Annotated in this window: 26 protein-coding genes and 7 tRNA genes; 12 read left to right on the top strand and 21 right to left on the bottom strand. The window is 71.8% G+C overall.

Annotation, left to right across the window (positions count from 1 at the left end; translation table 11 throughout):
- Positions 1–125 precede the first annotated feature (125 nt).
- From ACWD3E_RS22045 to pgsA, 3 genes are read right to left on the bottom strand one after another with little or no spacing between them, the layout of a single operon-like run.
- Positions 126–1,286, bottom strand: a complete 1,161-nt coding sequence (locus ACWD3E_RS22045; protein ID WP_451389230.1) for a glycosyltransferase family 4 protein — start codon at positions 1,284–1,286, stop codon at positions 126–128.
- Complete coding sequence (locus ACWD3E_RS22040) at positions 1,283–2,191, bottom strand: phosphatidylinositol mannoside acyltransferase (RefSeq protein ID WP_451389229.1); 909 nt, start codon at positions 2,189–2,191, stop codon at positions 1,283–1,285. The genes ACWD3E_RS22045 and ACWD3E_RS22040 overlap by 4 nt, the downstream gene beginning before the upstream one ends.
- Complete coding sequence (pgsA, locus tag ACWD3E_RS22035; RefSeq protein WP_451389228.1) at positions 2,188–2,919, bottom strand: phosphatidylinositol phosphate synthase; 732 nt, start codon at positions 2,917–2,919, stop codon at positions 2,188–2,190. Before pgsA ends, ACWD3E_RS22040 begins: the two co-directional genes overlap by 4 nt.
- Before the next feature lie 227 nt (positions 2,920–3,146).
- Here pgsA and ACWD3E_RS22030 point away from each other — a divergent pair, with 227 nt between their 5' ends.
- Together ACWD3E_RS22030 and ACWD3E_RS22025 are read left to right on the top strand one after the other, a co-directional pair.
- Positions 3,147–5,345, top strand: a complete 2,199-nt coding sequence (locus ACWD3E_RS22030) for an elongation factor G-like protein EF-G2 (protein ID WP_451389227.1) — start codon at positions 3,147–3,149, stop codon at positions 5,343–5,345.
- A gap of 211 nt (positions 5,346–5,556) precedes the next feature.
- The gene (locus ACWD3E_RS22025) at positions 5,557–7,203 is read left to right on the top strand and encodes a hypothetical protein (RefSeq protein ID WP_451389226.1); all 1,647 of its coding nucleotides are present in this window, start codon (positions 5,557–5,559) and stop codon (positions 7,201–7,203) included.
- A 31-nt stretch (positions 7,204–7,234) separates the two neighbouring features.
- Here the strand turns inward: ACWD3E_RS22025 and ACWD3E_RS22020 are convergent, their stop codons facing one another.
- From ACWD3E_RS22020 to ACWD3E_RS22005, 4 genes are all read right to left on the bottom strand, one after another.
- Complete coding sequence (locus ACWD3E_RS22020; RefSeq protein WP_451389225.1) at positions 7,235–7,792, bottom strand: HIT family protein; 558 nt, start codon at positions 7,790–7,792, stop codon at positions 7,235–7,237.
- A gap of 118 nt (positions 7,793–7,910) precedes the next feature.
- The gene (thrS, locus tag ACWD3E_RS22015; protein ID WP_451389224.1) at positions 7,911–9,887 is read right to left on the bottom strand and encodes a threonine--tRNA ligase; all 1,977 of its coding nucleotides are present in this window, start codon (positions 9,885–9,887) and stop codon (positions 7,911–7,913) included.
- A gap of 99 nt (positions 9,888–9,986) precedes the next feature.
- Complete coding sequence (locus ACWD3E_RS22010; protein WP_451389223.1) at positions 9,987–11,228, bottom strand: hypothetical protein; 1,242 nt, start codon at positions 11,226–11,228, stop codon at positions 9,987–9,989.
- Entirely contained in the window at positions 11,225–11,791 is a 567-nt protein-coding gene (locus ACWD3E_RS22005; protein WP_451389222.1) for a DUF4365 domain-containing protein, read from the bottom strand. The genes ACWD3E_RS22010 and ACWD3E_RS22005 overlap by 4 nt, the downstream gene beginning before the upstream one ends.
- A gap of 168 nt (positions 11,792–11,959) precedes the next feature.
- Between ACWD3E_RS22005 and ACWD3E_RS22000 the strand changes: the two genes are divergently transcribed.
- Entirely contained in the window at positions 11,960–12,685 is a 726-nt protein-coding gene (locus tag ACWD3E_RS22000; RefSeq protein ID WP_451389221.1) for an exonuclease domain-containing protein, read from the top strand.
- A gap of 38 nt (positions 12,686–12,723) precedes the next feature.
- On the opposite strand, the gene ACWD3E_RS21995 is transcribed toward ACWD3E_RS22000, so the two are convergent.
- From ACWD3E_RS21995 to ACWD3E_RS21980, 4 genes are all read right to left on the bottom strand, one after another.
- Positions 12,724–12,795: transfer RNA gene (locus ACWD3E_RS21995), tRNA-Val, on the bottom strand.
- A gap of 39 nt (positions 12,796–12,834) precedes the next feature.
- The gene (locus tag ACWD3E_RS21990) at positions 12,835–13,290 is read right to left on the bottom strand and encodes an SRPBCC family protein (protein WP_451389220.1); all 456 of its coding nucleotides are present in this window, start codon (positions 13,288–13,290) and stop codon (positions 12,835–12,837) included.
- A 338-nt stretch (positions 13,291–13,628) separates the two neighbouring features.
- Positions 13,629–13,700, bottom strand: a tRNA-Val gene (locus ACWD3E_RS21985).
- Between the two features lie 61 nt (positions 13,701–13,761).
- Positions 13,762–14,241 (bottom strand): TIGR02611 family protein, encoded by a 480-nt coding sequence (locus ACWD3E_RS21980; RefSeq protein ID WP_451389219.1) that lies wholly within the window; start codon positions 14,239–14,241, stop codon positions 13,762–13,764.
- Between the two features lie 191 nt (positions 14,242–14,432).
- Between ACWD3E_RS21980 and ACWD3E_RS21975 the strand changes: the two genes are divergently transcribed.
- A complete protein-coding gene (locus tag ACWD3E_RS21975) occupies positions 14,433–14,846 on the top strand; it encodes an SsgA family sporulation/cell division regulator (protein WP_004002642.1) in 414 nt (137 codons plus the stop codon).
- A gap of 309 nt (positions 14,847–15,155) precedes the next feature.
- Positions 15,156–15,728, top strand: a complete 573-nt coding sequence (locus tag ACWD3E_RS21970; protein WP_451389218.1) for a CGNR zinc finger domain-containing protein — start codon at positions 15,156–15,158, stop codon at positions 15,726–15,728.
- An 83-nt stretch (positions 15,729–15,811) separates the two neighbouring features.
- Here ACWD3E_RS21970 and ACWD3E_RS21965 read toward each other — a convergent pair whose 3' ends face one another.
- On the bottom strand, positions 15,812–15,964 hold the full coding sequence (locus ACWD3E_RS21965) for a hypothetical protein (protein ID WP_167345734.1): 153 nt from the start codon (positions 15,962–15,964) through the stop codon (positions 15,812–15,814).
- A gap of 176 nt (positions 15,965–16,140) precedes the next feature.
- Positions 16,141–16,575, bottom strand: coding sequence for a hypothetical protein (locus tag ACWD3E_RS21960; protein WP_451389217.1), 435 nt, complete (start codon positions 16,573–16,575; stop codon positions 16,141–16,143).
- Between the two features lie 203 nt (positions 16,576–16,778).
- On the opposite strand from ACWD3E_RS21960, the gene ACWD3E_RS21955 reads away from it, so the two are divergent.
- Positions 16,779–17,300, top strand: coding sequence for a DsbA family protein (locus ACWD3E_RS21955; protein ID WP_451389216.1), 522 nt, complete (start codon positions 16,779–16,781; stop codon positions 17,298–17,300).
- 3 nt (positions 17,301–17,303) lie between these two features.
- Here the strand turns inward: ACWD3E_RS21955 and ACWD3E_RS21950 are convergent, their stop codons facing one another.
- The 3 genes from ACWD3E_RS21950 to ACWD3E_RS21940 are packed head-to-tail and all read right to left on the bottom strand — an operon-like array spanning position 17,304 to position 20,056.
- Positions 17,304–18,128, bottom strand: a complete 825-nt coding sequence (locus tag ACWD3E_RS21950) for a GNAT family N-acetyltransferase (RefSeq protein WP_451389215.1) — start codon at positions 18,126–18,128, stop codon at positions 17,304–17,306.
- A gap of 54 nt (positions 18,129–18,182) precedes the next feature.
- Positions 18,183–19,004, bottom strand: coding sequence for an aminotransferase class IV (locus ACWD3E_RS21945; protein WP_451389214.1), 822 nt, complete (start codon positions 19,002–19,004; stop codon positions 18,183–18,185).
- A complete protein-coding gene (locus ACWD3E_RS21940) occupies positions 19,001–20,056 on the bottom strand; it encodes a chorismate-binding protein (RefSeq protein WP_451389213.1) in 1,056 nt (351 codons plus the stop codon). Before ACWD3E_RS21940 ends, ACWD3E_RS21945 begins: the two co-directional genes overlap by 4 nt.
- Positions 20,057–20,234: 178 nt before the next feature.
- Between ACWD3E_RS21940 and ACWD3E_RS21935 the strand changes: the two genes are divergently transcribed.
- The 5 genes from ACWD3E_RS21935 (at position 20,235) to ACWD3E_RS21915 (ending at position 20,712) form a co-directional block, all read left to right on the top strand.
- Positions 20,235–20,307 (top strand) — tRNA-Gly (locus ACWD3E_RS21935).
- Between the two features lie 38 nt (positions 20,308–20,345).
- A tRNA-Cys gene (locus ACWD3E_RS21930) sits at positions 20,346–20,419 on the top strand.
- Position 20,420: 1 nt separating this feature from the next.
- Positions 20,421–20,492, top strand: a tRNA-Val gene (locus tag ACWD3E_RS21925).
- Positions 20,493–20,539: 47 nt separating this feature from the next.
- Positions 20,540–20,611 (top strand) — tRNA-Val (locus ACWD3E_RS21920).
- Positions 20,612–20,640: 29 nt separating this feature from the next.
- Positions 20,641–20,712 (top strand) — tRNA-Val (locus tag ACWD3E_RS21915).
- A 47-nt stretch (positions 20,713–20,759) separates the two neighbouring features.
- Here ACWD3E_RS21915 and ACWD3E_RS21910 read toward each other — a convergent pair.
- The 4 genes from ACWD3E_RS21910 to ACWD3E_RS21895 form a co-directional block, all read right to left on the bottom strand.
- On the bottom strand, positions 20,760–21,068 hold the full coding sequence (locus ACWD3E_RS21910; RefSeq protein ID WP_451389212.1) for a TFIIB-type zinc ribbon-containing protein: 309 nt from the start codon (positions 21,066–21,068) through the stop codon (positions 20,760–20,762).
- A gap of 80 nt (positions 21,069–21,148) precedes the next feature.
- Positions 21,149–22,153, bottom strand: coding sequence for a phosphotransferase (locus tag ACWD3E_RS21905; protein WP_451389211.1), 1,005 nt, complete (start codon positions 22,151–22,153; stop codon positions 21,149–21,151).
- The gene (locus tag ACWD3E_RS21900) at positions 22,150–22,947 is read right to left on the bottom strand and encodes a hypothetical protein (RefSeq protein WP_451389210.1); all 798 of its coding nucleotides are present in this window, start codon (positions 22,945–22,947) and stop codon (positions 22,150–22,152) included. The genes ACWD3E_RS21905 and ACWD3E_RS21900 overlap by 4 nt, the downstream gene beginning before the upstream one ends.
- A 172-nt stretch (positions 22,948–23,119) precedes the next feature.
- Complete coding sequence (locus ACWD3E_RS21895) at positions 23,120–23,296, bottom strand: hypothetical protein (RefSeq protein WP_451389209.1); 177 nt, start codon at positions 23,294–23,296, stop codon at positions 23,120–23,122.
- A 605-nt stretch (positions 23,297–23,901) separates the two neighbouring features.
- Here ACWD3E_RS21895 and ACWD3E_RS21890 point away from each other — a divergent pair.
- Complete coding sequence (locus tag ACWD3E_RS21890; protein ID WP_451389208.1) at positions 23,902–25,386, top strand: serine/threonine-protein kinase; 1,485 nt, start codon at positions 23,902–23,904, stop codon at positions 25,384–25,386.
- Here ACWD3E_RS21890 and ACWD3E_RS21885 read toward each other — a convergent pair.
- The gene (locus tag ACWD3E_RS21885; RefSeq protein ID WP_451349476.1) at positions 25,353–26,171 is read right to left on the bottom strand and encodes a TrmH family RNA methyltransferase; all 819 of its coding nucleotides are present in this window, start codon (positions 26,169–26,171) and stop codon (positions 25,353–25,355) included. The genes ACWD3E_RS21890 and ACWD3E_RS21885 overlap by 34 nt on opposite strands.
- Between the last annotated feature and the right edge of the window lie 6 nt (positions 26,172–26,177).

Here is a 26,177-nt window from a genome sequence, read left to right as displayed (position 1 = left end):
GCGAAGGCTATCGGTGGGCCCTGGCCCCGCCCGCATCCCGCTCGCTCCGGTCTCCCGCATCCCGCTCGGTTCGGGTCGCCTCCAGCCGTCGCGGCCGGTCGCGGCCCGTTCCGGCCGGTTGCCGGTCAGTCGCGTGCCAGCCCGAACCGCGCCAGCAGCCCCGAGCGCTCGTCCGTGGCCACCGCCGCCGTGCCCGTCGTGACCGTCTCGTAGACGGACAGGATGTCGGCGCCCACCGTCGACCAGTCGAAGCGGCGGACGTGCACGCTGCCGCGTTCGCGCAGCTCTTCGCGGCGGTCCGGGTCGGCCAGGAGCCGTACGGCGGCCTCGGCCAGCGCGTCCGCGTCCTCGTTGGCGAAGACCTCGCCCGCCTTGCCCTGGTCGAGGACCTGCACGAAGGCGTCCAGGTCGGAGGCGAGGACGGGGGCCCCCGCCGACATGGCTTCCACGAGGATGATGCCGAAGCTCTCGCCGCCGGTGTTGGGCGCGAGGTACAGGTCGACGCTGCGCAGCAGGCGCGCCTTGTCCTCGTCGCTGATCATGCCGAGGAACTCGACGCGGGAGCGCAGTTCCTTCGGCAGGTCGGCCACGGCCGCGTCCTCGTCGCCGCGCCCGGCGATCAGCAGCCGGGTCTGCGGCCGGGCGGCGAGGATCTTCGGCAGCGCCTCCATGAGTACCGGCAGACCCTTGCGGGGCTCGTCGATACGGCCGATGAAGCCGATGGTGTCCCCCTGCCACTCGGGCTCGGGCTCGGCCTTGGCGAAGAAGTCGACGTCGACGCCGTTGGGGATCACCACCGCGTCCCCGCCCAGGTGTTCGACGAGGGTGCGGCGGGCGTACTCGCTGACCGCGATCCGCGCGCTGATCTTCTCCAGGGCGGCCTGGAGGATGGCGTACGCGGCGATCATCGCGCGCGAGCGCGGGTTGGAGGTGTGGAAGGTCGCGACGATGGGCCCCTGGGCGGCCCAGCAGGTCAGCAGGCCGAGCGACGGGGACGTCGGCTCGTGGATGTGCACCACGTCGAAGCCGCCCTCGTGCAGCCACCGGCGGACCCGGGCGGCGGACAGGAACCCGAAGTTCAGGCGGGCCACCGAGCCGTTGTACGGCACCGGAACCGCGCGGCCGGCCGAGACGACGTACGGCGGCAGCGGGGTGTCGTCGTCGGCAGGGGCGAGCACGGACACCTCGTGGCCGAGCCGGATGAAGTACTCGGCCAGGTCACGGATGTGGAACTGGACGCCACCCGGGACGTCCCAGGAGTACGGGCAGACGATCCCGATTCTCACGAGGGCCCCTTCGCGGGGTCGAGGTCGGCGAGCCACAGCCGCTGGAGCATGTGCCAGTCCTCCGGATGGTCGGCGATCCCGGTGGCGAAGGCGTCGGCCAGCGCCTGTGTCATGACAGACGTCTTCTCGGCCCGCGAACCTGGCTCCGGTACCTCGATCGGGGCATGCACCTGGCCCCGCATGACCGGCGAGTCGTCGTACCAGAGCGTGACGGGCAGCAGCAGCGCACCGGTCTGCTGGGCGAGCAGGGCGGGGCCCGCGGGCATCCGCGTCCTCTCGCCGAAGAAGTCGACCTCGACGCCGGACGCGGACAGGTCGCGCTCGGCGACCAGGCAGACCAGGCCGCCGTCGCGCAGCCGCCGGGCCAGCGTGCCGAAGGCGCTGCCGCCGGTGTGCGGCAGGACCTCCATGCCGAGGCCCTCGCGGTAGGCGACGAAGCGGTCGTAGAGCGTCTCCGGCTTCAGCCGCTCGGCGACCGTGGTGAACGGCGTCTGCAGCTTCGTGGTGACCCAGGCGCCGGCCAGGTCCCAGTTGGCCATGTGCGGCAGCGCGAGGATGACACCGCGGTCGGAGGCGATCCCGTCGGTCAGGTAGTGCACGTCCTTGGGGTCGAAGCCGGACTTCACGCGCTCCGCGCTCCAGGCCGGCAGCCGGAAGGACTCCATCCAGTAGCGCAGGTACGAGCGCATGCCCGCGCGGGAGAGCTCGGCCAGGCGCTCAGGGGTGGCATCGGGCACCACGCGCGAGTAGTTGGCCTCCAGCCGTCGTACGCCCTTGCCGCGCCGCTTCCAGGCGAGGTCGGCGATGGTGCGGCCGAGGCGGACCGCGACGGGTTCGGGCAGCTTCTTGACGGTGCTCCAGCCGAACCCGTACAGCGCGTCGGTCAGCCGTTCGCCGGTGCTCACTTCGCCGCCTCGCTCCCCTGGGACGCATCCTCGCGGGCGGCTGCGGCGTCCGCCTCGGCGGACTCGCGGCGGACGGTGACGACCCGCTGGATCAGGGTGACGAGGCTGCCCGCGGCGACGATCCACAGTGCGATCGGCAGCAGCCACTGGATGCCCGGCACGCCGAACTTGTGGAGGCCCGCGAAACCGGCCGCGACCAGCGAGATCACCAGTCGCTCGGCGCGTTCGACCAGCCCGTTGACGGCCACCGGGAGCCCGATCGACTCGCCGCGCGCCTTCGTGTACGACACCACCTGGCCGCTGGCCAGGCAGAAGATGGAGACCGCGCACAGCACATTGTTGTCGCCCCGACCCGCGTACCACAGGGCGAAGCCGCCGAAGATCGCGCCGTCGGCGACCCGGTCGAGCGTGGAGTCCAGGAAGGCGCCCCAGCGGCTGGAGCGGCCCAGCTGGCGGGCCATGTTGCCGTCGACCAGGTCGGAGAAGACGAACAGCGTGATCACGACCGTGCCCCAGAAGAACTCGCCCATGGGGTAGAAGACCAGCGCACCGGCGACCACCCCGGCCGTACCGATGAGCGTGACCGTGTCGGGGCTCACGCCCCTCCGGATGAGGAACGCGGCGAACGGTGTGAGGACACGCGTGAAAAAAGCACGCGCGTACTTGTTCAGCATGGTCTTCCCGACGGTTGGTGTCGCCGCGGCCCTGGTGGCCGCCGGCTGGCCCATCGTAGCCACGCGCGTGCGTGCGTGACGGCCGGGCGCCCGCACCCGTCCCTGGGAGCGCCGCACGCCCCCGCGCGGTGCGCGTGTGGCGCGATCGGCGTCCGTCGTATGGACGCAACGTGACCGGAGTGGAAAGCTCGAAGGACCGCGGGCGTCGCAGGAGCCGCCAGTGCACGCGGTGCCGCGTGTCCGCGCCCACAGTGACCTCACCGTGCACGGGAGGCAGGATCATGGGCGACAAGGTACAGACAAACCCTGGGGCCGCCGGCAGGGCTATGGCGGCCGACCAACCCGCGTCCGTACGGAACGTGGTGCTGGTCGGCCACTCCGGGGCGGGCAAGACGACTCTGGTGGAGGCCCTTGCGCTGACCACCGGGGCGGTGAACCGGGCGGGCCGCGTGGAGGAGGGCGGCACCGTCTCCGACTACGACGAGATCGAGCACCGGCAGCAGCGCTCGGTGCAGCTCTCGCTGGCGCCCGTCGAATGGAACGGCATCAAGATCAACCTCCTCGACACCCCCGGATACGCCGACTTCGTCGGCGAGCTGAGGGCCGGGCTGCGCGCCGCGGACGCGGCTCTTTTCGTCGTCTCGGCCTCGGACGGGGTGGACGGCTCGACGCGGATGGTGTGGGAGGAGTGCGCGGCCGTCGGCATGCCCCGGGCGATCGTGATCACGCACCTGGAGGCCGCCCGCGCGGACTTCGAGGAGATGACCCGCAGCTGCGCGGAGGCCTTCGGCGGCGACGACCCCGACGCCGTACTGCCCCTGTATCTGCCGCTGCACGGTCCCGAGGGCACCGACGGGCACGCGCCCGTGACCGGACTGATCGGGCTGCTGTCCCAGAAGGTGTTCGACTACGCCACCGGGGAGCGCAAGGAGTCCGAGCCCGGCGCGGACCAGCTGCCGGACATCGAGGCGGCCCGCAACCGGCTGATCGAGGGGATCATCGCCGAGAGCGAGGACGAGACCCTCATGGACCGCTACCTCGGCGGCGAGCAGGTCGACGTCAAGACGCTGATCCAGGACCTGGAGCGGGCCGTGGCACGCGGCACGTTCTACCCGGTCCTGGCCGCCGCCCCGGCCACCGACGGCGGCCGGCAGGGCCTCGGCACGGTGGAGCTGCTGGAGCTGGTCACCGGCGGGTTCCCGACCCCGTTCGAGCACCCCATGCCCGGGGTCAGCACGATCGACGGCAAGCCGCGCGAGCTGAAGGCGTGCGACACCGCCGGTCCCCTGGTCGCCGAGGTCGTCAAGACCGCCTCCGACCCCTACGTCGGCCGGATCTCCCTGGTCCGCCTCTTCTCCGGCACCCTGCGCCCCGACCAGACGGTGCACGTCTCCGGGCACGGGCTGACCGACCGCGGCCACGAGGACCACGACGTCGACGAGAAGGTCGGCGCCCTGTCCATGCCCTTCGGCAAACAGCAGCGCCCGGTGACGCACGCCGTCGCGGGCGACCTGGTGTGCGTGGCGAAGCTCGGCCGCGCGGAGACCGGCGACACGCTCTCCGCCAAGGACGACCCGCTGCTCATGGAGCCCTGGCAGATGCCCGACCCGCTGCTGCCGCTCGCCATCCAGGCACACAGCAAACCCGACGAGGACAAGCTCTCCCAGGGCCTGTCCCGGCTGGTCGCCGAGGATCCCACGATGCGCCTGGAGCAGAACCAGGACACCCACCAGGTCGTCCTGTGGTGCCTGGGCGAGGCCCACGCGGACGTGGCCCTGGAGCGGCTGCGCAGCCGCTACGGCGTCCAGGTCGACGTCGTCCCGCACAAGGTCTCCCTCCGGGAGACGTTCGCGAACAAGGCCGCCGGGCGCGGGCGGCACGTGAAGCAGTCCGGCGGGCACGGGCAGTACGCCATCTGCGAGATCGAGGTGGAACCGCTGCCGGGCGGCTCGGGCATCGAGTTCGTGGACAAGGTCGTCGGCGGGGCGGTGCCCCGGCAGTTCATCCCGTCCGTCGAGAAGGGCGTACGGGCGCAGGCCGCCAAGGGGGTCGCCGCCGGCTATCCGCTCGTGGACGTGCGGATCACCCTGCTGGACGGCAAGGCGCACTCGGTGGACTCCTCCGACGCCGCGTTCCAGACCGCGGGCGCGCTCGCGCTGCGCGAGGCCGCCGCCGACGCGAGGATCCATCTGCTGGAGCCGGTCGCCGAGGTGACCGTGCTGGTCGGCGACGACTACGTGGGCGCCGTGATGAGCGACCTGTCGAGCCGCCGCGGCCGGGTGCTCGGCACCGAACAGGTGGGCTCCGGACGGACCCTGGTGCGCGCCGAGGTGCCCGAGTTCGAGATCGGCCGGTACGCCGTCGACCTGCGCTCGCTGTCGCACGGCACGGCCCGCTTCGACCGCACCTATGTACGGCACGAGCCGATGCCGCCCCAGGTCGCCGAACGGATCCGCGAACAGGCGGGCGAGACGACGTAGCTCACTGTGGCTCAACTCCATGCGCAGGCGGGCGGCTTGGGCCGTCCGCCTACGCGGTGTCGGTGGCGGCGGATACGCTGATCGCCTGATCGCTTCGTGCCGCGACCGGACGGTACAGGCCCGTTTTCGGCATGAAGGCCTGTTCAACAGGTGTGCGGGGCAAGGAAGTCGGGAAGGCCGCAGAAGCGACACGGCGGCGATGGGGGCGGGAATGTCGGTGGGAACGGAGTGGGACGGGCCGCAGGTGCCCGTCGCCGGCGACGGCGGCCAGGCGGCGACCTTCGCGCTGGCTTCGGCGGCCTACCGGGACGACGAGATCGAGACGATCAAGAAGGCCGACAACGACTGGCACCAGTCGACCGTCAAGCCCGGCCGGATCGCCCTGTTCAAGCCGAAACTCGGCGAGGCCTTCTCGCGGGCCGTCGTCGACCGCCTGCTCGCCCCCGGCCGCAAGCCGCTCATCCAGTCCTTCGGTGTCGAACCCCAGGTCGTCGTCGAGCACTGCCTGGCGGCCAACAACATCCGCCGGGAACGCGACAACCTCCTGTCCCTCGTCATGGTGGTGTGCGGGCTGATCTTCCTGCCCGGCCTCATCGCCTGGCTGCTCGTCTTCCAGCTGCGCACGTACGTCGCCAAGCGCGACGACAAGCGGGCCGGAACGTTCGCCACCGCCCTGCTCCTGGCCGTCGGCGTGGTCGCCGCGCTCTTCCTGCTCAAGATGCCGCTCAGCGGATTCTGGGCCTGGTACGCGCGCGGGGCCGTCGTCGCCCCGGTCATCGGCTGGTTCTGGGCCAAGCAGATCTGCGAGCGCACCGCCAAGGACCTGCGGGCCCGCTGGAGCGGCCTGCTCTCCGGCAGCACCGTGGGCGCCAAGGTCCCGGAGACCGTGCCGCGCAGCCCCGGCGAGACCGCGGCCGAGGCGCTGCGCCAGTCCCTGGCCCGGCTCAGCGCCGAGCAGCAGTCCAACTCGGTCTTCTACGCCGGCCCCAAGGGCATACTCGGCATGGGCACCCGCTGGGGCGCCTGGCAGCTCGCCGAGGACCTGGTCCCCGCCGACCCCACCCGGGAGATCCACCCCTTCCGCAGCTGGGACGTCATACGCGCGATCCACGACCAGCTGAGCCTGCTGCAGCGCGGCCCGCTGCACACCGGCGGCTTCCCCAAGCCCTCGATACGGCACTGGATCGTCACCCCGATCGGCGAGGGGGCCACGGAGGTGTCCCGGCCCGAGGGCGCGGAGGTCGAGGCCTTCCAGATCAAGCCGCACGCGATACAGGACATCTGCAACAAGCAGCAGTTCGGCAGCGGCGACCGGCACTACCTCGGCGTGCAGTGGACGCTGTGGGACGGCCACCTCGTCATCACGATGATGATCACCGTGACCGTGCTGCACGAGACCCTGCGCATCGAGGTCACCGGACACGCGCTGGGCCCGGTGAACCCGCTGTTCAACGGCAAACCGGAGGCTCCGACGAAGCAGGTCGCCAAGTCGTTCAAGCCCTGGGAGACCCGCACCGTCAAGCTCCCGCTGATCACCACCGACGAGGTGGTACGGCTCGCCGCCCGCGCCCCGCTGACCTGGTACCCGCCGCTGCTCAACTGGCTCGGCGGCACGATCGCCCTGCCCGAGCCGTTCGGCCTGCGCCACGCCTGGGCCGACCAGCCCTGGCGGCACCGCTTCATGGCCGACGACGCGCTGCGCGCGGCCACGCCGGTGCTGCGGGTGGTGCACTCGGCCGCGATCAAGGTCCTGACGGAGAACGGCGTGGACACCGAGAAGTTCGGCTCCCGCTCGGCGTTCCTCAGCGGCCAGGTGCAGGACCCGACGCCGAAGAAGGCCGACCTCTACGACGCGTAGCGGTGCCCCTGGCGGAGGGCACCGGGCCCGTCTACGCGGGCCAGGCCTCCGCCAGCATCTTCCTGGTGTCGGCCAGCAGCTGCGGCAGCACCTTCGTGTGGCCCACCACCGGCATGAAGTTCGTGTCGCCGCCCCAGCGCGGGACGATGTGCTGGTGCAGGTGGGCCGCGATGCCGGCACCGGCCACCGTGCCCTGGTTCATGCCGATGTTGAAGCCGTGCGCGCCGGACGCGGTGCGCAGGGCCGACATCGCCTCTTTGGTCAGCTCGGCCAGCTCGGCCGTCTCCGGGCCGGTCAGCTCGGTGTAGTCGGCCACGTGCCGGTACGGCACGGTCATCAGGTGGCCGCCGTTGTACGGGTAGAGGTTGAGCACGGCGTACACGTGCTCGCCACGGCGGACGATCAGCCCGTCCTCGTCGGACTTGGCCGGGATCGAGCAGAAGGGGCAGCCGTCGCCGGCCCCCGGGCCGGTCGGCTTGTTCTCACCCTGGATGTAGGCCATCCGGTGGGGCGTCCACAGGCGCTGGAACGCGTCCTGCGTCCCCACTCCGATCTGCTGCTCCGGCTCACTCGTCATGCCATGCAGCATATGGCTTCGCCCGTTCGTGGCGTGTCGCCGGGGCGACCGGACGACGATCTCCGGACACGGGCGAGACGCAGGAGGGCCCCCGGGAACGCGGTGTCCCGGGGGCCCTGCCGTGCACGGGTCAGACCTGAGCCCGCTCCTCCACGACCTGCGCGATCTTCGCGATGGCCTCGTCGAACGGGATGCCGTTCTCCTGCGAGCCGTCGCGGTAGCGGAAGGAGACCGAGCCGTTCGACATGTCCTCGTCGCCCGCGATGACCATGAAGGGCACCTTCTGCTTCTGGGCGTTGCGGATCTTCTTCTGCATGCGGTCCGAGGAGGAGTCCACCTCGACGCGCAGGCCCTTCTTGCGGGCCGCCGCGGCGAACTTCTCCAGGTACTCGACGTGCGCGTCGCCGATCGGGATGCCGATCGCCTGGACCGGGGCCAGCCACGCCGGGAACGCGCCCGCGTAGTGCTCCAGCAGCACCGCGAAGAACCGCTCGATGGAGCCGAACAGCGCACGGTGGATCATGACCGGCTGCTGCTTGGAGCCGTCCGGGCCGGTGTACTCCAGGTTGAAGCGCTCCGGCAGGTTGAAGTCGAGCTGGATGGTCGACATCTGCCAGGTGCGGCCGATCGCGTCCTTGGCCTGGACGGAGATCTTCGGACCATAGAAGGCGGCACCGCCCGGGTCGGGAACCAGGGGCAGGCCCTGCTTCTCGGCGACCTGGCGCAGCGTCTCGGTCGCCTCTTCCCAGACCTCGTCGCTACCCACGAACTTCTCGGGGTCCTTCGTCGACAGCTCCAGGTAGAAGTCGGTCAGACCGTAGTCCCGCAGCAGGCCCAGGACGAAGGTGAGCGTCTTGTCCAGCTCCTCGGACATCTGCTCACGGGTGCAGTAGATGTGCGCGTCGTCCTGCGTGAAGCCGCGCGCGCGGGTCAGGCCGTGCACGACGCCCGACTTCTCGTACCGGTACACGGTGCCGAACTCGAACAGGCGCAGCGGCAGTTCACGGTACGAACGCCCGCGCGCGTCGAAGATCAGGTTGTGCATCGGGCAGTTCATGGGCTTGAGGTAGTAGTCCACGCCCTCGTCGAGCTGCATGGGCGGGTACATGCCCTCGGCGTACCAGTCCAGGTGCCCGGAGGTCTCGAAGAGCTTCCCCTTCGTCGCGTGCGGGGTGTAGACGAACTCGTAGCCCTCTTCCTCGTGCCGGCGGCGCGAGTAGTCCTCCATCACGCGGCGGACGATGCCGCCCTTGGGGTGGAAGACGGCGAGGCCGGAGCCGATCTGCTCGGGGATCGAGAAGAGGTCCAGCTCGGAGCCGAGCTTGCGGTGGTCGCGCTTCTCGGCCTCGGCGAGGAAGTCGAGGTACGCCTTCAGCTCGTCCTTGGACGGCCAGGCGGTGCCGTAGATGCGCTGGAGCATCGGGTTCTTCTCGCTGCCGCGCCAGTAGGCGGCGGCGTTGCGCATCAGCTTGAACGCCGGGATCAGGCGGGTGGAAGGCAGGTGGGGACCGCGGCAGAGGTCCTTCCAGCACAGCTCGCCGGTCTTGGCGTCCAGGTTGTCGTAGATCGTCAGCTCGCCGGCGCCGACCTCGACGTCCGCGCCGTCGTCGTGCGACGCCGAGCCCTTGAGACCGATCAGCTCCAGCTTGTACGGCTCGTTCGCCAGCTCCTCGCGGGCGGCCTCGTCGGTCACCACGCGGCGGGCGAACTTCTGCCCGCGCTTCTGGATCTCCTGCATCTTCTTCTCGATGGCCTTGAGATCCTCGGGCGTGAACGGCCGCTCGACGTCGAAGTCGTAGTAGAAGCCGTCCTTGACGGGCGGGCCGATGCCCAGCTTGGCCTCGGGGAAGATCTCCTGCACGGCCTGCGCCATGACGTGTGCGGTCGAGTGGCGCAGGATGCCCAGGCCGTCCTCGGAGGAGATCTCGACCCCCTCGACGGTCTCGCCGTCCTGGAGCTCGTACGCGAGGTCCTTCAGCTCGCCGCCCACACGCGCGGCGATGATCGAGCGCTCGCCCGCGAAGAGGTCGGCGGCCGTAGTGCCCGTCGTCACCACGCGTTCTTCCCGCTCGGAATCGCGTTGGATGATCACACGGACGTCTGACACCGGTCTCTCCTGACTGAAGGTGGAATGCGGCGCCATACCAGGAGCGCGCGCACTGGCGATCGTACCGACCCGACGGCACCGACCGCGAAACGGTCACCCTCAGTCCTCGGCCCCGTACGCCTCCCCGCACGCCTCCTCGAAGAAAGCCCCTTCCTCGACGGTCCCCTGCAGGAACTTCATCAGCCGGTCCCGCTCCGCCTCGTCCACCTGTACCGGTACGACACCCGAGGCGCCGGTGAGCCTGCGGAAACCGCCCCGGCGTTCCAGTCGGCCGTGCACCCGCACCGGGAGGCCGACGAGGTGGGCGTGGCCGGCGATGCGGTAGTCCTCCTCGCCGAGGGTGACGCGGACGTGCGGTATCTCGGCGCCGGCGAGCACCCGGAGCCGGACGGTGCCCTCGCCGCGCGGCGCGGAGCGGCGCATGCGGACCACGGTCCCGGTGATCCGGACCGGCACGGACGGTTCGTCGCGCAGATAGCGGGCGCCGGCCGCGTGCAGCGCGGGCAGGTCGCCGGGGGAGAACTCGACGGGTTCGGCGGGGGCGGTGCAGCCCTCGGGGACACCGGCCGCGGGCGCCCACTCGACGGCGATCCGGGCGCCCTCCGTGCCCCGCACCAGGACACCGATCGCCTCGGTCAGCTCGCGGCTGACGCCCGCCTCGACGGCGCCGTCGAAGGCGTCCATGCCGCCGGTGGCGCGCTGGTAGTCGATGGCCTCGCGGACCGCGTACAGCGCCTGGTGGAGACGGACGGCGAGCGGGCGGCCCGCGTGCACGGGCACGAAGGCGGTGAGCCGGCGGCCCTCGGCGGCGGGGCCGACGAGGGCGTTCTCCAGCAGGGCGGCGGCGGGGCGGCGGTGCCGGGCGCCGTAGTAGCCGGCCCGTGCGCGGGTGGCGAGGGCGGCGGCGAGCATCATCTGCCGGGCGGCGCCGCGCAGTTGCTCGTCGACGCTCCAGGGCGCGGCGCCCACGGGGCCGCTCGGGGTGTCGCGCCACCAGCGGATCTCGTCGCTGGGCACGGCGAGGGAGATCAGCACTTCGCGCGCGGAGGGCGTCTCACTGCGGGCAAGGGCGTCGAGCGCCTCGCCGAGCAGGTCGTCGCTGTCGGGGAAGGAGCGGCTCTCGGGCACCAGCAGGCTGGTGGCGCCGCCGGAGGGTCCGGGCGGGGTCCAGCGGCCGTAGCGCCCGGCCGCTCCCCCGCGACGCCGCCAGCCGTGCCGGTGCAGCAGGGCGCCGAGCACGGCGGGGTCGACCTCGCCGGGCTCGGGGGGCCGGTTCCAGGGGAGGCCGTCGGGGTGCGGGCGCACCAGCCGCACCGGCTCGTCGTAGGGACGGCTTCTCATGGCCTGCCTCCCGTCCCGGCCCGCGTCATGATCTCGCACAGCGCCCGGTCGTCGAAGATGCGTGAGGTCGGTATCCGCACGGTGGTCCGGTGCCGGCCGGTGACGGGGTGGCCGGCGAGGTTGACCCAGTAGCAGCAGTGCCTGAGGTCGAGGCGGTCGTGGCTGGCGCGCAGCCAGTCGTCCTGGGAGCGCGGGACGAGCATGACGACCAGGATCTTGTGCACCGAGACCGGGGTGCGGGCGAGTTTGCGCAGGTGGTCGTTGTCGAGCGTGAAGGAGAAGAAGCGGCCCGGGGGGTTGGGCGCGACCTGGTAGGTGGCCTTCAGCTGGACCTTGATGGTGACCTCGTCGTCGACCGTGTGCCCGGGCGCGCTGTGGCTGACGTGCCAGTCGATGCCGTTGTCCGGGAAGGGCTGGGACAGCGAGCAGCCGGCCGCGGCGGCGACCGCGTGCAGATAGCCGACCTGGAGTGTCTCCATGCACGCGGTGGTGGCGAGCGTGCCGCGAAGGAGGCCCGTGCGTTCGGGCAGCAGCCCGCCCCGCTCGGGCTGCGCTATGGCCATGACCAACAGCCTTCCAAGCAATGAGTTTCCCCGCTGCGGGCCGCTGAACTGCAAAGACCCGTACTCCTGTTGTGTCCTTCCGGCGTACGGCGCAAACGGCCCGGGTATCACCAAACAGGCAGAAGACGGAACGTCATCTGCCCGAGGTGAACGAGGAGTTGGATTGCGATGACGTGCTGGTACGAGGGGCCGCTGGCCGCCTTCGACACGGAGACGACGGGCGTCGACGTCGAGACCGACCGGATCGTGTCGGCCGCCGTCGTCGTCCAGGACGCGCCGGGCACCCGGCCTCGGGTGACCCGCTGGATGGTGAACCCGGGGGTGCCGGTGCCGGAGGCGGCGACGGCGGTGCACGGGCTGACGGAGGAGCAGTTGCAGCGCAACGGGCGCTGGCCGGCGCCGGTGATGTACGAGATAGCCGAGCAGCTGGCGGAGCACGCGGCGATGGGCCGGCCGCTGGTGGTGATGAACGCACCGTTCGATCTCACGCTGCTGGACCGGGAGTTGCGCCGGCACCGGGCGTCCTCGCTGGACCGCTGGTTCGAGGCGAGGCCGCTGCACGTGCTGGATCCACGGGTGCTGGACAAGCACCTCGACCGCTACCGCAAGGGCCGGCGCACGCTGACCGACCTGTGCGCCCACTACGACGTGACGCTGGACGGCGCGCACGACGCGGCGGCGGACGCACAGGCCGCGCTGGAGGTCGTACGGGCCCTGGGCCGCCGCTTCGCGACCCGGCTGGAGCGCCTCTCCCCCGCCGAACTGCACACGCTCCAGGCGAACTGGCATGCGGCGCAGGCGCGGGGGCTGCAGGCGTGGTTCGCGCGCAGCGGCTCGGAGGAGACGGTGAGCACGGACTGGCCGCTGCGCCCGGAGCTGTCGACCGCGGCATGAAGAAGGCCGGCCCGCTGCTGCGGACCGGCCTTTCCCGGTGGGCGATACTGGGTTCGAACCAGTGACCTCTTCGGTGTGAACGAAGCGCTCTCCCACTGAGCTAATCGCCCGGGAACGCACTGAACAATACAGGTACCGGCGCGCTTCCTTCAAATCCCTCCCGGCACTTCCAGCCGCCGCAGCAGCCCGCGCCGCCCGGCGCGCATCATCAGCCGGTGGTTGACGCGGAAGACGGGCCGCCCCGGCACGGCCAGCCGTCTGAGCAGTGGCTTGTTGACGTGGACGGCCTGGTCGTAGCGCACCAGCGTCCCCGCCCCCTCGGGCGTGACCGTCCAGCGGGCCCAGCCCTCGATGTCCCCGGACACAGCGATCTCCAGGACGCCGGCGGCCGGATCATGGCGGGTCTCGCGGGCGGTGAAGGTCATGGCGTACGGCAGCACGGAGCGGATGGTGAGGACGCCGGTGCCGTCGTCGCGCCGGGTCACCGACCGTACCTGTGGCCACCAGCGGGGGTAGTCCTCGGCCCGTTCGAGCACCGCGAACACGGCGGCGGGCGGGGCGGGCAGGGACCACAGGGTGCGGAAGCGGTAGTGGGTCCAGTCCATGGACAGAGTCTGCCCCCTCGCACGGAAGTGATTCAGCCTCAGATTGGCGGCTCGTCCTTGTGAGTTGAGGACGAGAAGAATTCCTCGCTTGTCGTACTTCCGAAGGAAAGTGACGGCGTTTTGGAAAAGGTCCGGGGGATTTCCGCCGCGCCTGCGTCCGGAACTTCCCCCAGAACGATTGGCACGCCTGAAAGTCGGTCTCGACGTAACGGATCGTTACCGTCCGTTCCCGGAGACCGGGCTGCGGGCACGGGCACAGGCACAGGCACAGGCACAGGCACAGGCACGCAAACACCGGCGGCCCGCCTGCTTCTCGCAGACGGGCCGCCGGTTCCGGGTGGGCGATACTGGGTTCGAACCAGTGACCTCTTCGGTGTGAACGAAGCGCTCTCCCACTGAGCTAATCGCCCGGGCGCAGGAAGAACATTACCCCATGTCAGGGGGTGCCCATGACCACTCCGGGGCGCCGGATCACTGGCTCTTGATCTTCCACGGCATCACGATGCCGAACTTCCACACGTAGACCCCGACCAGCACGGCCACGATCACCAGGCCGATCACGGTCAGGGTGATGTTGCGACGCCGGACCTGGGGGTCGAGAGCCCGCTGGGCCGCCTCCGTGACCTTGCGCTTGGTCCAGCGGAGCACGAGCTGGGCCCAGACGAACTCGGTCGCCCAGATCGCCATGCCCGCGAAGATCACCACCCAGCCGGGTCCCGGCAGCGGCAGCATGATGATGCCGGCGACGACAACCGCGAGACCGACAACGAAGACGCCGACCTGCCAGCTCAGGTGCAGGACCCGGCGGGCCTTGATGAATTCCGGCGCACGGGAGCCGAGCCCTCGCTCCGGCCGCTCCCCGTCCGCCTTCACCTGATCCGCCCTCGCCTGATCCGCCCTCGCCTGATCCACCACGGCAATCTCGCCCGGATCGTCACTCCCCGTATTCATGCCGACAAACCCTACCGGAGTGAATCCGGTCACTGGAATGGTGGCAGGTCTCGTACGAGTTCTCGGCCGGAAGAGTTACGTAAAGGCACGCAAAACCCTCAGAGGGGTTTACAACGGCACCGTAGGTGGCATGTCGATTTCGCCGACGTGCGAATCCCCGAGCGCACACTGAGCGAAAGGCCCTGGCGCTTATGAACACCACGGTCAGCTGCGAGCTGCACCTGCGCCTCGTTGTGTCGAGCGAGTCCTCCCTGCCTGTCCCCGCAGGCCTGCGGTACGACACGGCCGACCCCTACGCCGTGCACGCCACCTTCCACACCGGAGCCGAGGAGACCGTCGAGTGGGTGTTCGCCCGCGACCTCCTCGCCGAAGGCCTTCACCGGCCGACCGGCACCGGCGACGTCCGCGTCTGGCCATCCCGCAGTCATGGTCAGGGCGTCGTATGCATCGCCCTGAGCTCCCCGGAGGGGGAGGCACTGCTCGAGGCCCCGGCGCGGGCCCTGGAGTCCTTCCTGAAGCGAACCGACGCCGCCGTGCCGCCCGGCACGGAGCACCGGCACTTCGACCTGGATCAGGAGCTCTCGCACATCCTGGCGGAAAGCTAGGCCCGCCCCCAGAACCGCCCGGCGCCGTCCACTCGGGGAGACGGCTCGGGCCAAAACAACCGCATACGGCCCGGACCGGCGTCGTCACCGTGAGCACTCACGGGACGGCGCCGCTCTGGCGTGCCGCCCCGGAGGCCGGTTCCAGCCCCTGCGGCCGGTTCGTGGGCCGCTGTCCGGGAACCCTTGTGGGTGCGGAGGCGTCTTACGGGCGACCACGGATCGGGGGGCCCGGTGCGGTGGGCGCGGTTGTCGCTACCATCGGCCAGCATCGGCGGGCGCCTGCCCGACCCCCAGGCCAGGGAGCGAAACGTGCTGATCACCCACGACACCCGGTGCGCCCTCGACACCGTGGTGGATCTGGTGAACACCGCGCCGGAGAACGACGCGGCGGCAGAGGGACTGCCCGATGTCCCGGCTCTCACCGATTTCGTACAAAGGCACAAGATAAGCGATGTCGGGGTGCTCTCGGAGTTCGACCTGTCGGCGGTGCGCAGGGTCCGGGGACGCTTCGCCGCGATCTTCGCCGCCCCGGACGCACGGTCCGCCGCCGGGTTGATCAACGAGCTGGTGGCCGCGGCGGGCACCACCCCGCGCCTGACGGACCACGACGGTTACGACTGGCATGTGCACTACTTCGCGCCCGGTGCCTCCGTGGCCGATCACCTCGCCGCCGACTGCGGGATGGCCCTCGCCTTCTTCGTGGTGGCCGGGGAGGAGGAGCGGCTGCGCCGCTGCGAGGCACCGGACTGCCGGCGCGCCTTCGTCGACCTCTCCCGCAACCGCTCCCGCCGCTACTGCGACAGCCGCACCTGCGGGAACCGGCTGCACGTGGCCGCCTACCGGGCCCGGCGCAAGGAAGCGACGGAAGCGACGACGGGCTGATCCCGCGGTGCTCGCGCCGGTCGGACCGCGGGCGCGGGGCGACGCCGGTCCCGGCGGGTGGCGCCGGGACGGACGTGTACGGCTCACAGCAACAGCAGGTCGTGCAGCGCGGCCATGAGGAGCAGACACCCGATCACCGCAAGGAAGATCATCAGCGGTGGCTGGGAAAGGGCGAAGAGGCACCCGCGCGGCTCGTCCTTCGGCGGCGCGGCCTCGCTCTGTGTCGTGTCCAGCATCTCGCGGTGATGATGACCCAGGCAGCACCCCGTACGCGATCAACACGCCCGTGAAGTGCGGGAGTTCGCCGAATTCAGCGCTGTCCCGTCCGACTTGCGTCGGGTTGTGAACGGTTTCCGTGTACGCGGAGTCGGTCTGTGTCGTTCAGTCCGTCATGCACTCGGCATCTGCCTGGTCATATGCCGTGCTTCTTGAGGATGGCCTCGATGTCGCTGAAGTCCTCGGCGGAGCCCGTGCCGCGCGAAGCGGAGCCCTTCGAACGGCCCCCCGCACCCAGGGAGGGCGCCGAGGCCGCCGGGGCCACCGCGCCGGTCCCGCCGCCGCGGGCCGCCTTGCGCTCGGCACGGGTGCCCAGGCGCCGGCGCTCGGCGGCGCGGGTGCCCGCGAACAGCACCCAGGCCAGGCCGAGGACGCCGAAGCCCGCCCAGGCCGTGGGGCTGAAGGCCTTGTCGGCGACCCAGCCGACGATGCCCGTCATCACCAGGCCGACCGGCACCAGCGCGTAGGCCGCGATGCGGAGGGCGGACAGGAAACGCTTGCGGTAGGCCGTGACCCCCGCGATGCCCAGGCCGGTCGCGGAGACGGCGGAGCAGACGGTCTCGGCAATCATCCGGTCCTCCTGGCGGGCACGGTCTGGTGAGGCGGGGCGCAGGGGTGCGCTTCGTCCCTTCCATCCTGCACCGCCCGGTCCTCGCGATGCCATGCCGCGGCCCGACATCAGGGAGATCTCCGGGTCGTCTCCTCCCGAGGTGCCGGTGGATGCCGTACCGTCCCGATTCGGTCACCGGGGTCACGCCTGGAAGACTGGTACGCATGAGTGACTCCTCCCCCGCCCGCGCCGAAGCCCTCGTCCTCGACGTCTGGTGCGAACTCCAGTGCCCCGACTGCCGCAGCGCCCTGGACGACGTCCGAGCCCTGAGGGCCCGCTACGGGGACCGGCTGGAGGTGCGGCTGCGGCACTTCCCGCTGGAGAAGCACAAGCACTCCTTCGCCGCCGCACAGGCCGCCGAGGAGGCGCTGGAGCAGGGGCAGGGCTGGCCCTACGTCGAGGCGGTCCTCGGCCGGGTCGAGGAGCTGGACCGTGAGGGAGAACCCTTCCTGGTCGAGATGGCCCGCGAACTCGGGCTGGACGCCGAGGAGTTCGACACCGCACTGATCGACGGCCGGCACATCCTGATCGTGGACGCCGACCAGGCCGAGGGCAAGGCGATCGGCGTCACCGGCACGCCGACGTATGTCATCGGCGGCGAACGCCTCGACGGCGGCAAGAGCCAGGACGGGCTGCGCGAGCGCATCGAGGAGATCGCGGACCGGCTGCTGGCCGAGGGTACGTGACACTCAGAGCAGGCCCTTGAACAGGTTGTAGTGCGTCGTCTCGTAGCCGAGCGACTCGTAGAGCCGCTCGGCCGGGGTGTTGTCCGCGAAGACATGCAGGCCGACCCGGTCCTTTCCGCCTTCGGCCGCCTGGATCTCCGCGAGCAGCATCAGCGTGCGGCCGTGGCCATGGCCCCGCCAGTCGGCGTAGACCTCGACGTTGAAGACGTACGCGGTCTCGGGCAACAGCCCGACCCACACGGTGCCGACCGGGACGCCCTCCTGCTCCAGGACGCTGATCAGCGTGTTCTCGGTCGCCAGGCCGTCCGGCAGGAGCCGGTCGTGACCCTGCTCGGCCTTGGCGTACGCCTCGGCCTCGGGCACGCCCCGCTCGATCAAGCCGGCCGCGAAGCGGGCGCCGTCCGAGGCCAGCCAAGGCCCGTACTCGGCCTCGGTCATGGGCCGGGCGGCACTGCCGGCCGGCAGCCGGGGCAGTGCCCCGGTGGACCGCTTGGCCATGTTGCGGCTGCGCAGGACGTACCCCAGCGCGGTGGCGAGCCGGAAGGCTGCCCCGGCGTCGCCGGGAACACTCACCTCGACCCGCTTGCAGCCCCAGCCGCGCAGGACCTCCTCGGCGGCCAGCGCGGCCACCGTGCCGCGGCCCCGCCCGCGGTCCGGTTCCTCGATGTGCAGCTCCGTGACCTTGCCCACGGCCGGGCCGTACTCGGAGTGCGTGGAGAGTCGTATCCCGCCCACCGGACGGCCGTTCACGCACACCTCGTAGCGGCGTGAACGCGTCCCGTCGGCGTTGTCCTGAAGCGGCTCGGCCGGCCGCAGGGTCGTCGTCATCACGGGTGTTCTACCCGCTCCGGAGCCCCGGGTCAGCCGAATTTCCCGAGTCTGTCAGGGATCCAGGTCCTCCCCCGACCGCTCGTCGAAGATCCGCATCGCCTTGGCGGTCACCGGGCCCGGCGCACCCGGCAGTTCGCGGTCGTCGACCCGGTGCACCGCCTGGACGTCCCGGAGGGTGGAGGTCAGGAAGACCTCGTCGGCCCGCTCCAGGACGTCCAGCGGCAGGTCGGTCTCCTTGGTGCCGGTCCACTCCACGGTGAGGGCGCGGGTGATGCCGGCCAGGCAGCCGGAGGCGACCGGCGGGGTGTGGATCTCGCCGTCCAGGACGACGAAGACGTTCGACCCGGTGCCCTCGCAGAGCTGTCCGACCGTGTTGGCGAACAGCGCCTCGGAGGCGCCGTGTTGGTGGGCGCGGGCGAGGGCGACGACGTTCTCGGCGTACGAGGTGGTCTTCAGGCCGGTGAGGGCGCCGCGCTCGTTGCGGGTCCACGGCACGGTGATCACGGCGGTGGTGTCCGGGCGGCGGGTGGTCTCGCCGAGGGCGACCACGAGGGTCGGCCCGTGCTCGCCGCGGTCGGAACCGAGGGGGCCGTGGCCGCCGGTGTAGGTGATGCGCAGCCGGCCCAGCGGCATCGGGTTGGCCTCCAGGACGGCCGTACAGGCGCGGCGGACCTCGTCGTGGTCGGGGTCGGGCAGGCCGAGGCCCCGGGCCGAGCGGGTCAGCCGGTCCAGGTGGCGGGTGAGCGCGAAGGGCCTCCCGTCCACCGCCTTCACGGTCTCGAAGATGCCGTCGCCCACGGTCAGCCCGTGGTCGAAGACGGAGACGCGGGCGGACTCGATGTCCTGCAGCGCGCCGTCGAGCCAGATCCTCATGAAACTGCCCCTCCACTCACCTCGTACGCTCCCGACGCTACCGCGAGCAGCCGGGACGCCTTCAGTTCGGTCTCCCGCCACTCCCCCTCGGGGTCGGAGCCCCAGGTGATGCCGGCGCCGGTGCCGAACCTGAGGACACCTTCCGCGCGGTCGATCCAGAAGGTGCGGATGCCGACGGCCAGCTCGCCGGTGCCCCGGTCGGCGTCGACCCAGCCGATGCCGCCGCAGTACGGGCCGCGCGGGGCGGTCTCCAGGGCGTCGATGATCCTGAGGGCGCTCGACTTCGGGGCGCCCGTGACCGAGCCGGGCGGGAAGGCCGCGGCGAGCAGCTCGGGCCAGCCGGCACCGTCGCGCAGCTCACCGCGGACGGTGGAGACAAGGTGGACCAGCCCGGGGTGCTTCTCCACGGCGCACAGGTCCGGGACGGTGACGCTGCCGGTGGCGCAGACACGCCCGATGTCGTTGCGGACGAGGTCCACGATCATCACGTTCTCGGCGTAGTCCTTCTCCAGGAGGTCCGCCTCGGTGCGTCCGGTGCCCTTGATGGGGCCGGACTCGACCACCCGCCCGTCCCGGCGCAGGAACAGCTCGGGCGAGGCGGTGGCTATCTCCACGCCGTGCCCGGGCAGCCGGATCGTGCCCGCGTACGGCGCCGGGTTGCCGCGGGCCAGCAGGGCGGTCAGGGCGTCCACGTCGGCGTCGGCCGGGACGGGCGCGCTGAGGACCCGGCAGAGGTTGGCCTGGTAGACCTCGCCGGCCGCGATGTGCTCGCGGATGCGCCGTACGGCCGCGATGTACGCGTCGCGGTCCAGGGAGGAGGTCCAGTCCGTCACGGCGGGGCCGTGCCAGCCGCCCGGTGCCGGGACGGGCACGGGCTGTTCGCGTACGTCGGCGAAGCGGGCGCAGGTCAGGCGGCCCTCGAAGTCCGCGCAGACGGCCCAGAAGCCGGTGGAGTCCAGGGCGGCGGGATCGCTGGTGACGTCGAGGAGGCCGGTGGCGACACGGTCGCCGAAGCGGGCCAGTGGAGGGAGGCCGGATGGGTGGTGGAGCACGTGGTCGAGTCTAGGTCGGGTGTCCGAAAGGTGGCCCGGGCGTGTCCCCGAGGGGACCCCGACCAGGTCGTCCGCGGAGTGCACCGCAGCACGCTGCGCAAACGCGTTTTTGTACTGGCCCGGGAATCCGCTAGAGTTCAACACGTCGCCGGGACGCGGAAGCGGACCGAAACGACAAGCGGACGTAGCTCAGTTGGTAGAGCGCAACCTTGCCAAGGTTGAGGTCGCGAGTTCGAGCCTCGTCGTCCGCTCGAAGGAAGAAGGGGTCATCCCGATCCCCTACACTCCTGGTGGAGTGGCCGAGAGGCGAGGCAACGGCCTGCAAAGCCGTCTACACGGGTTCAAATCCCGTCTCCACCTCCAAGGACGATTAGCTCAGCGGGAGAGCGCTTCCCTGACACGGAAGAGGTCACTGGTTCAATCCCAGTATCGTCCACTGGATCTTCTCGTAAGATCCATGGGTCTTCTCGAAGATCCCCACCCGCGCGATTAGCTCAGCGGGAGAGCGCTTCCCTGACACGGAAGAGGTCACTGGTTCAATCCCAGTATCGCGCACTGCCTGTGACCCGCGGGTCACAGCCTGCGGACGATTAGCTCAGCGGGAGAGCGCTTCCCTGACACGGAAGAGGTCACTGGTTCAATCCCAGTATCGTCCACACACCGAAGCCCCCGGTCCTGCGACCGGGGGCTTCTTCGTACCGGCTCAGCTGGAGAACAGCATGTGGCCGAAGCTCTTGTGGCGGTGGTGGCCGCCGTGACCTCCGTAATGACCGCCGTGGTGATCACCACCGTGACCACCGTGCGGGGCGCCCCAGGCGGGGGCGGCCGGGGCCGGGTACGGGGCGGCGGGCGGGGCCGGCGGGACCGGCTTGGACCACTGGGCCTCCAGCTGGGTCAGCGCCTCCAGCTCGCCGTAGTCGAGGAAGATGCCGCGGCAGCCGCTGCACTGCTCGATCTGGACGCCGTTGCGGTTGTAGGTGTGCATCGGCGCGTGACACTTCGGACACTGCATGCTCGGCTCAACTCCTCGCCGTGTGGACGTGCTTCGTACTACCCCAGGACAGACTCCGTCCGGCCCCGGTCGGTTGCAGCCTAGCCGGACGAGCCCCGCGTCAACTGGGGCGGTACCGAGGTCATTCGCGCGCAGGCGTCGACCATGGCCTGCTCCACCTCGTCCAGCGGACGGCCGGCCGCGAGCGCCTTCGTGAGCGCGCGGGCGGCGGTCTGCACGGTGAGCGCGCGGGCCGGGACGTCCAGGGCCGGCCAGGGATCGCCGCCGGCGGGTACGGCCGGACCGCCGGCCGCGCGGTAGGCGGTCAGGAAGCGGGTCCACTCGTCGGGCGGGAGCAGCCCGCAGGCGTACCAGGCGGCGGGGCGGGCCAGGTCCCAGGCGGGGACGCCGCTGCCGAGATCGTCCACGTCGATCAGCCGCCAGGGCCCGTCGGGCGCCGGATGGCGGACGAGCTGGCCGAGGTGCAGGTCGCCGTGGCACAGGGCCGCGGGGCCGGGCATGGGCACCTCGGCACGGGCCCAGGCGGGGAGGGCTGCCCAGGCCCGCAGGACGGGGAGGGCGGCCGGGTGGGGGCCGGGCGCTTCGGCGAGGACGGCGCGGAGGCGGGCCATCGCGTGGGCGGCCTTCGCCGGGCCGCGCATCGTGGGCAGCGGGGCGGGGACGGGCGTGCGGTGGAGGCGGGCGAGGAGGATGGCCGCCGCTTCCCAGGGGGCCGCATCCGGGTCGTCGGGGTCCACGGGGGCGCCGTAGGGCCAGAGGGTCACCTGGCGGTCGTGCAGCGGGGCCGGGGCGGTGGCGAGCGGCGGCAGCAGGACGTCCGGGAGGCGGGCGGCCGTCGCGAGGCGCTGGGCCAGCTCGGTGGGGTCGGTGCCGGAGGCGTGGGCCTTCGCGACGGTGTCGGCGTGCCGGACGACGGTGGCGTCCGGGCGGTCGGCGAGGGTGACGTCCGGGAGGCCGGCGAGGGTGGCGGGTGGCGTGCCGCAGGCGCAGGGGGCCTCCCCCGCGCCGGGGTGGGCGGCGGCTCTGGCCGTGGCGGTGAGCGCCGGGACGAGAGCGCGGCTCTCCGGGGGTGGGGAGGGCCTCACAGGGGGAGCACCGGCCGGGTGGAACAGTTCTCGAAGAGGTCCTCGCCGTCGGGGCCGTAGACGAATTCCGCCGTCTGCGGGTTGCGGTTGGCGGTGGCCAGGGGCAGCCATCCCAGCAGGCTGCCGTAGCCGCCGCACACCGACTCGCCGCCGTCTCCCCCGTGCACAGCGCCGGTGTCGCTGGTCAGCTCCGAGCGGTAGGTGTCGTAGGCGATGCGCAGGCCGAAGGCGTTCGGGGTGCTCTGCGGGCCGGCGGGGTCGGTGTAGGGGACACGGTCCAGGGGGCAGGTGTCGCCCCAGCGGAACAGGCTGCCGGCGCCGGCTCCGCAGGCGTGCTCCCACTCGTCGGAGCTCGGCATGCGCAGGCCGCGCTCCGCGAGGACCGCCGGCATGGCGGCGGGCGGCTCGGTGAGGTCCTCGTCCGTGACGGCCATGAGCACCGTGTCCAGGACGACGCTGCGGCGGGGGCTGAGCAACTGGGCGAGGTGCGCCCGCAGGTCCGCGACGAAGCCGAAGCCCGCCGCCACGCTCTCGGCGTAGTCGGCGGTCTGCCCGGGCGCCGGCCGCCAGGCGTCCGGGTCGAAGCCGAGGGACACCGGGCCGCCGGGTATCAGGGCGAACTCCTGTCCGTCGCGCTCGATCCGGACCCGGTGCAGCGGGGCACCGAGGTGCTCGGTGGTCTCGAAGGCGCTCACCCGGCCGTTCACCAGGTCCGCCGCCTGACGGGCCACACCGCGGGCGGTCTCGTCGTCGAGGGACCGCCATCGGCCGAGCGTGAGTTCAGCGAGGGACATGGGCGCAGTGTGGCACGGGGGTACGACAACGCCCTACCGGAGAACGGCGCAATGCCGGCGCAGCTCCCCAGCTGCGCCGGCATCATGTGCCGTCCGCCGCACCCCCGTCCCCACGGGGTTTCCTGGATGGATGTCCCCGCCCGGACCGCTCTTCCGGGCCTGGGGTCGCCGCTCAGCGCCCCAGCATCGCACCCACGGACGACGCCTGTGTGGCCACCGTCTCCCAGCCGTCGAAGACGACGAGGAGCAGGGCCGCCAGGGGAAGGGCCATGAGCGTCGCCACCAAGGGGTGGCGGCGGCCCGTCCGGTGCGGGCGGTGCGTCGTGCGCCGCGGTGCCGGGTGGGCCATGGTCCCTCTCCTGACCGTTTTGGTGTTGTCGTCTGCAGCGGCGGATGTCTGACCTCGGGGGACGAGTGCTGCACCCGCCGCTTGTCCTCAAATCTAGGCGCGCGGCCCACACGGGACGTCATGCCTTCGTACCGAATGGCGGGCCTCCCGGAGGATGAGCCGTACGCCCCCGAGTACTCCCCTGGGTGGAGACCCGGGCTCCGGTCTAGGGGTCTTCCCGGAGGGGTCGCCCCTTGTGTCCGGCCATGTCGGAAGCGTCCGAGGGGCCGGACGGAGTGACTTCGATCACTTCAAGTGGCATCGGGAGGCCCGCCGGGTCCGCCCGGCCGGTGCCCCGGCCTCGCACCCCCGCGCCCGCGCACGGCACCTCCGCGACGGCCGCCACTTCCGGCGTACGGCGACCCGGCACCGGTCCAACCCCCCTGTCCGGTCGGCCGGTTGATGTCGCCGTCGGCTCAAGGGCTGCGCCGGGCAAGGTCTCCTGACCGCGCCTCACATCGTCGGCCCGGCGCCGACAATCCATCGGTGCGAGAGGGCGCGGCCTCTGCGCGCAGGCGGCCGTGGAAACGTAAGCTGAGCCCCGTCACAGGGACCGGGCAGCGGGGATGAACATGGCGATGATGCGCCTGAGGCGCGAGGACCCGCGCGTCGTCGGCTCGTTCAGGCTTCACCGACGGCTCGGCGCGGGCGGGATGGGCGTGGTCTATCTCGGCTCCGACAAGAAGGGGCAGCGGGTCGCGCTGAAGGTGATCCGGCCCGATCTCGCCGAGGACCAGGAGTTCCGGTCACGGTTCGCGCGCGAGGTCTCGGCGGCCCGGCGCATCCGGGGCGGCTGCACGGCCCGGCTGGTGGCGGCCGACCTGGAGGCCGAGCGGCCCTGGTTCGCCACCCAGTACGTCCCTGGACCCTCCCTGCACGACAAGGTCGCCGACGAGGGTCCGCTCGGCGCGGCCGACACGGCGGCGGTCGGCGCGGCCCTGTCCGAGGGACTCGTCGCCGTCCACGAGGCCGGTGTCGTCCACCGGGACCTGAAGCCCTCCAACATCCTGCTGTCCCCCAAGGGGCCGCGGATCATCGACTTCGGCATCGCCTGGGCCACCGGCGCCTCCACGCTCACGCACGTCGGTACGGCGGTCGGTTCCCCCGGCTTCCTCGCGCCCGAGCAGGTGCGCGGCGCCGCGGTCACCCCGGCGACGGACGTCTTCTCGCTGGGCGCGACGCTCGCCTACGCCTCCACCGGTGACTCGCCCTTCGGGCACGGCAGTTCCGAGGTGATGCTGTACCGCGTGGTGCACGAGGAACCGCACCTGCAGGGCGTGCCGGACGCGCTCGCTCCGCTCATCCGGGCGTGCCTGGCGAAGGACCCCGAGGAGCGGCCCAGCACCCTTCAACTGTCGCTGCGGCTCAAGGAGATCGCGGCGCGCGAGGCCCAGGGCCTGGCCGACGTACGGCCGCCCGGGCCGCGCGCGGCAGAGGCGGACCGGCCCACCGGGCGGCTCGTCGACACCTACCCCGAGCAGCAGCGCACCCAGCGGCGGACCCAGCCGGGCACGCCGGTGCCGCGGGGCGGCACGCCGTCCCGGGGCGGTGGGCCCGCGCGGGGCGGCAGCGCCTCGCGGGGCGAGGGTGTCGCCTCGCGCGGCGGGAGCGCTTCGCGCGGCGGCGGTGTCGCCTCCCGGCCGGGCACGGCGCGCCCGACCCCCGCCCCGCGCGGCGGCGGCCCGCGCTCCGGCAGCGGCAGCCGGCCCGTTCCGCGCAGCGGTGCCGGGCGGCCGGCGTCGCGTACGACGGGGACGGGACGGACGGGAGCGGGGCGGACAGGAGCGGGGCGGCGGCCGGCCAATCCCCGGCTGCTGCGTCAACGGCTGTTCGTGTTCGTGGTGGTGACCCTGCTCGTGGCGCTCGGCATCGCGCTGGCGCAGGGCTGTCAGGGTCCGGCGCGCGGACTGGGCGGCGACGGCGTACAGCGGCAGCAGCACGCACAGCCGGCGCGACCGGCACAGCCCTCGGCTCTCGGGACCGGGCCCTCAGGACCGGCCTCCCGGGAATCCGGCTCTCAGGACTCCGGCCGTCCCGTGGCCACCGCGTAGAAGGCCACGGCAGCCGCCGCGCCCACATTGAGCGAGTCGACGCCGTGGGCCATCGGGATGCGGACCCATTCGTCGGCGGCGACCAGGGCCTGGGTGGACAGCCCGTCGCCCTCGGCACCGAGCATGAGCGCCACCCGGTCCATCCGGTGCGGGGCGGCCTCGTCCAGGCTGCGGGCCTTCTCGTCCGGGGTCAGCGCGAGCAGGGTGAAGCCCGCCTCGCGGACCGAGTCCAGGCCCTTGGGCCAGGTCTCCAGGCGGGCGTAGGGCACGGCGAAGACCGCGCCCATCGAGACCTTCACGCTGCGCCGGTAGAGGGGGTCCGCGCAGTCCGGTGACAGCAGCACCGCGTCCATGCCGAGAGCCGCCGCCGAACGGAAGATCGCACCGATGTTGGTGTGGTCGTTGACCGACTCCATGACCGCGACCCGGCGGGCGGAGCGCAGCAGTTCGGCCGCCGTCGGCAGCGGCTTGCGCTGCATGGAGGCGAGGGCGCCGCGGTGCACGTGGTAGCCGGTCACCTGCTCGGCGAGTTCCGGACTCACGGCGTACACGGGGGCCGGCAGTTCGTCGATGACGTCGCGCATGACGTCGATCCACTTGGCCGAGAGCAGCATGGAGCGCATCTCGTAGCCTGCGTCCTTGGCCCGGCGGATGACCTTCTCGCCCTCGGCGATGAACAGGCCCTCGGCGGGCTCGCGCTTGCGGCGCAGCTCGACGTCGGTCAGGCCCGTGTAGTCGCGCAGGCGCGGGTCGTCGGGATCCTCAATGGTGATGAGATCGGCCACAGGGTG

It is taken from the genome of Streptomyces sp. NPDC002676, from assembly GCF_053592455.1.
This window is presented reverse-complemented; position numbering and strand designations above follow the sequence as displayed.

What these genes read in the sequence shown, in the direction of transcription:
- ACWD3E_RS21965 (WP_167345734.1), bottom strand. Translation starts at nt 15,964, where the DNA reads ATGCTGGACACGACACAGAGCGAGGCCGCGCCGCCGAAGGACGAGCCG.
- ACWD3E_RS21955 (WP_451389216.1), top strand. Translation starts at nt 16,779, where the DNA reads ATGAGTGACTCCTCCCCCGCCCGCGCCGAAGCCCTCGTCCTCGACGTC.
- ACWD3E_RS21960 (WP_451389217.1), bottom strand. Translation starts at nt 16,575, where the DNA reads ATGATTGCCGAGACCGTCTGCTCCGCCGTCTCCGCGACCGGCCTGGGC.
- ACWD3E_RS21895 (WP_451389209.1), bottom strand. Translation starts at nt 23,296, where the DNA reads ATGGCCCACCCGGCACCGCGGCGCACGACGCACCGCCCGCACCGGACG.
- ACWD3E_RS22000 (WP_451389221.1), top strand. Translation starts at nt 11,960, where the DNA reads ATGACGTGCTGGTACGAGGGGCCGCTGGCCGCCTTCGACACGGAGACG.
- ACWD3E_RS22005 (WP_451389222.1), bottom strand. Translation starts at nt 11,791, where the DNA reads ATGGCCATAGCGCAGCCCGAGCGGGGCGGGCTGCTGCCCGAACGCACG.
- ACWD3E_RS22020 (WP_451389225.1), bottom strand. Translation starts at nt 7,792, where the DNA reads ATGCTGCATGGCATGACGAGTGAGCCGGAGCAGCAGATCGGAGTGGGG.
- ACWD3E_RS21900 (WP_451389210.1), bottom strand. Translation starts at nt 22,947, where the DNA reads ATGTCCCTCGCTGAACTCACGCTCGGCCGATGGCGGTCCCTCGACGAC.
- ACWD3E_RS21945 (WP_451389214.1), bottom strand. Translation starts at nt 19,004, where the DNA reads ATGAGGATCTGGCTCGACGGCGCGCTGCAGGACATCGAGTCCGCCCGC.
- ACWD3E_RS22010 (WP_451389223.1), bottom strand. Translation starts at nt 11,228, where the DNA reads ATGAGAAGCCGTCCCTACGACGAGCCGGTGCGGCTGGTGCGCCCGCAC.
- ACWD3E_RS21890 (WP_451389208.1), top strand. Translation starts at nt 23,902, where the DNA reads ATGAACATGGCGATGATGCGCCTGAGGCGCGAGGACCCGCGCGTCGTC.
- ACWD3E_RS21975 (WP_004002642.1), top strand. Translation starts at nt 14,433, where the DNA reads ATGAACACCACGGTCAGCTGCGAGCTGCACCTGCGCCTCGTTGTGTCG.
- ACWD3E_RS21950 (WP_451389215.1), bottom strand. Translation starts at nt 18,128, where the DNA reads ATGACGACGACCCTGCGGCCGGCCGAGCCGCTTCAGGACAACGCCGAC.
- pgsA (WP_451389228.1), bottom strand. Translation starts at nt 2,919, where the DNA reads ATGGGCCAGCCGGCGGCCACCAGGGCCGCGGCGACACCAACCGTCGGG.
- ACWD3E_RS21910 (WP_451389212.1), bottom strand. Translation starts at nt 21,068, where the DNA reads ATGCAGTGTCCGAAGTGTCACGCGCCGATGCACACCTACAACCGCAAC.
- ACWD3E_RS22030 (WP_451389227.1), top strand. Translation starts at nt 3,147, where the DNA reads ATGGGCGACAAGGTACAGACAAACCCTGGGGCCGCCGGCAGGGCTATG.
- ACWD3E_RS22025 (WP_451389226.1), top strand. Translation starts at nt 5,557, where the DNA reads ATGTCGGTGGGAACGGAGTGGGACGGGCCGCAGGTGCCCGTCGCCGGC.
- ACWD3E_RS21990 (WP_451389220.1), bottom strand. Translation starts at nt 13,290, where the DNA reads ATGGACTGGACCCACTACCGCTTCCGCACCCTGTGGTCCCTGCCCGCC.
- ACWD3E_RS21980 (WP_451389219.1), bottom strand. Translation starts at nt 14,241, where the DNA reads ATGAATACGGGGAGTGACGATCCGGGCGAGATTGCCGTGGTGGATCAG.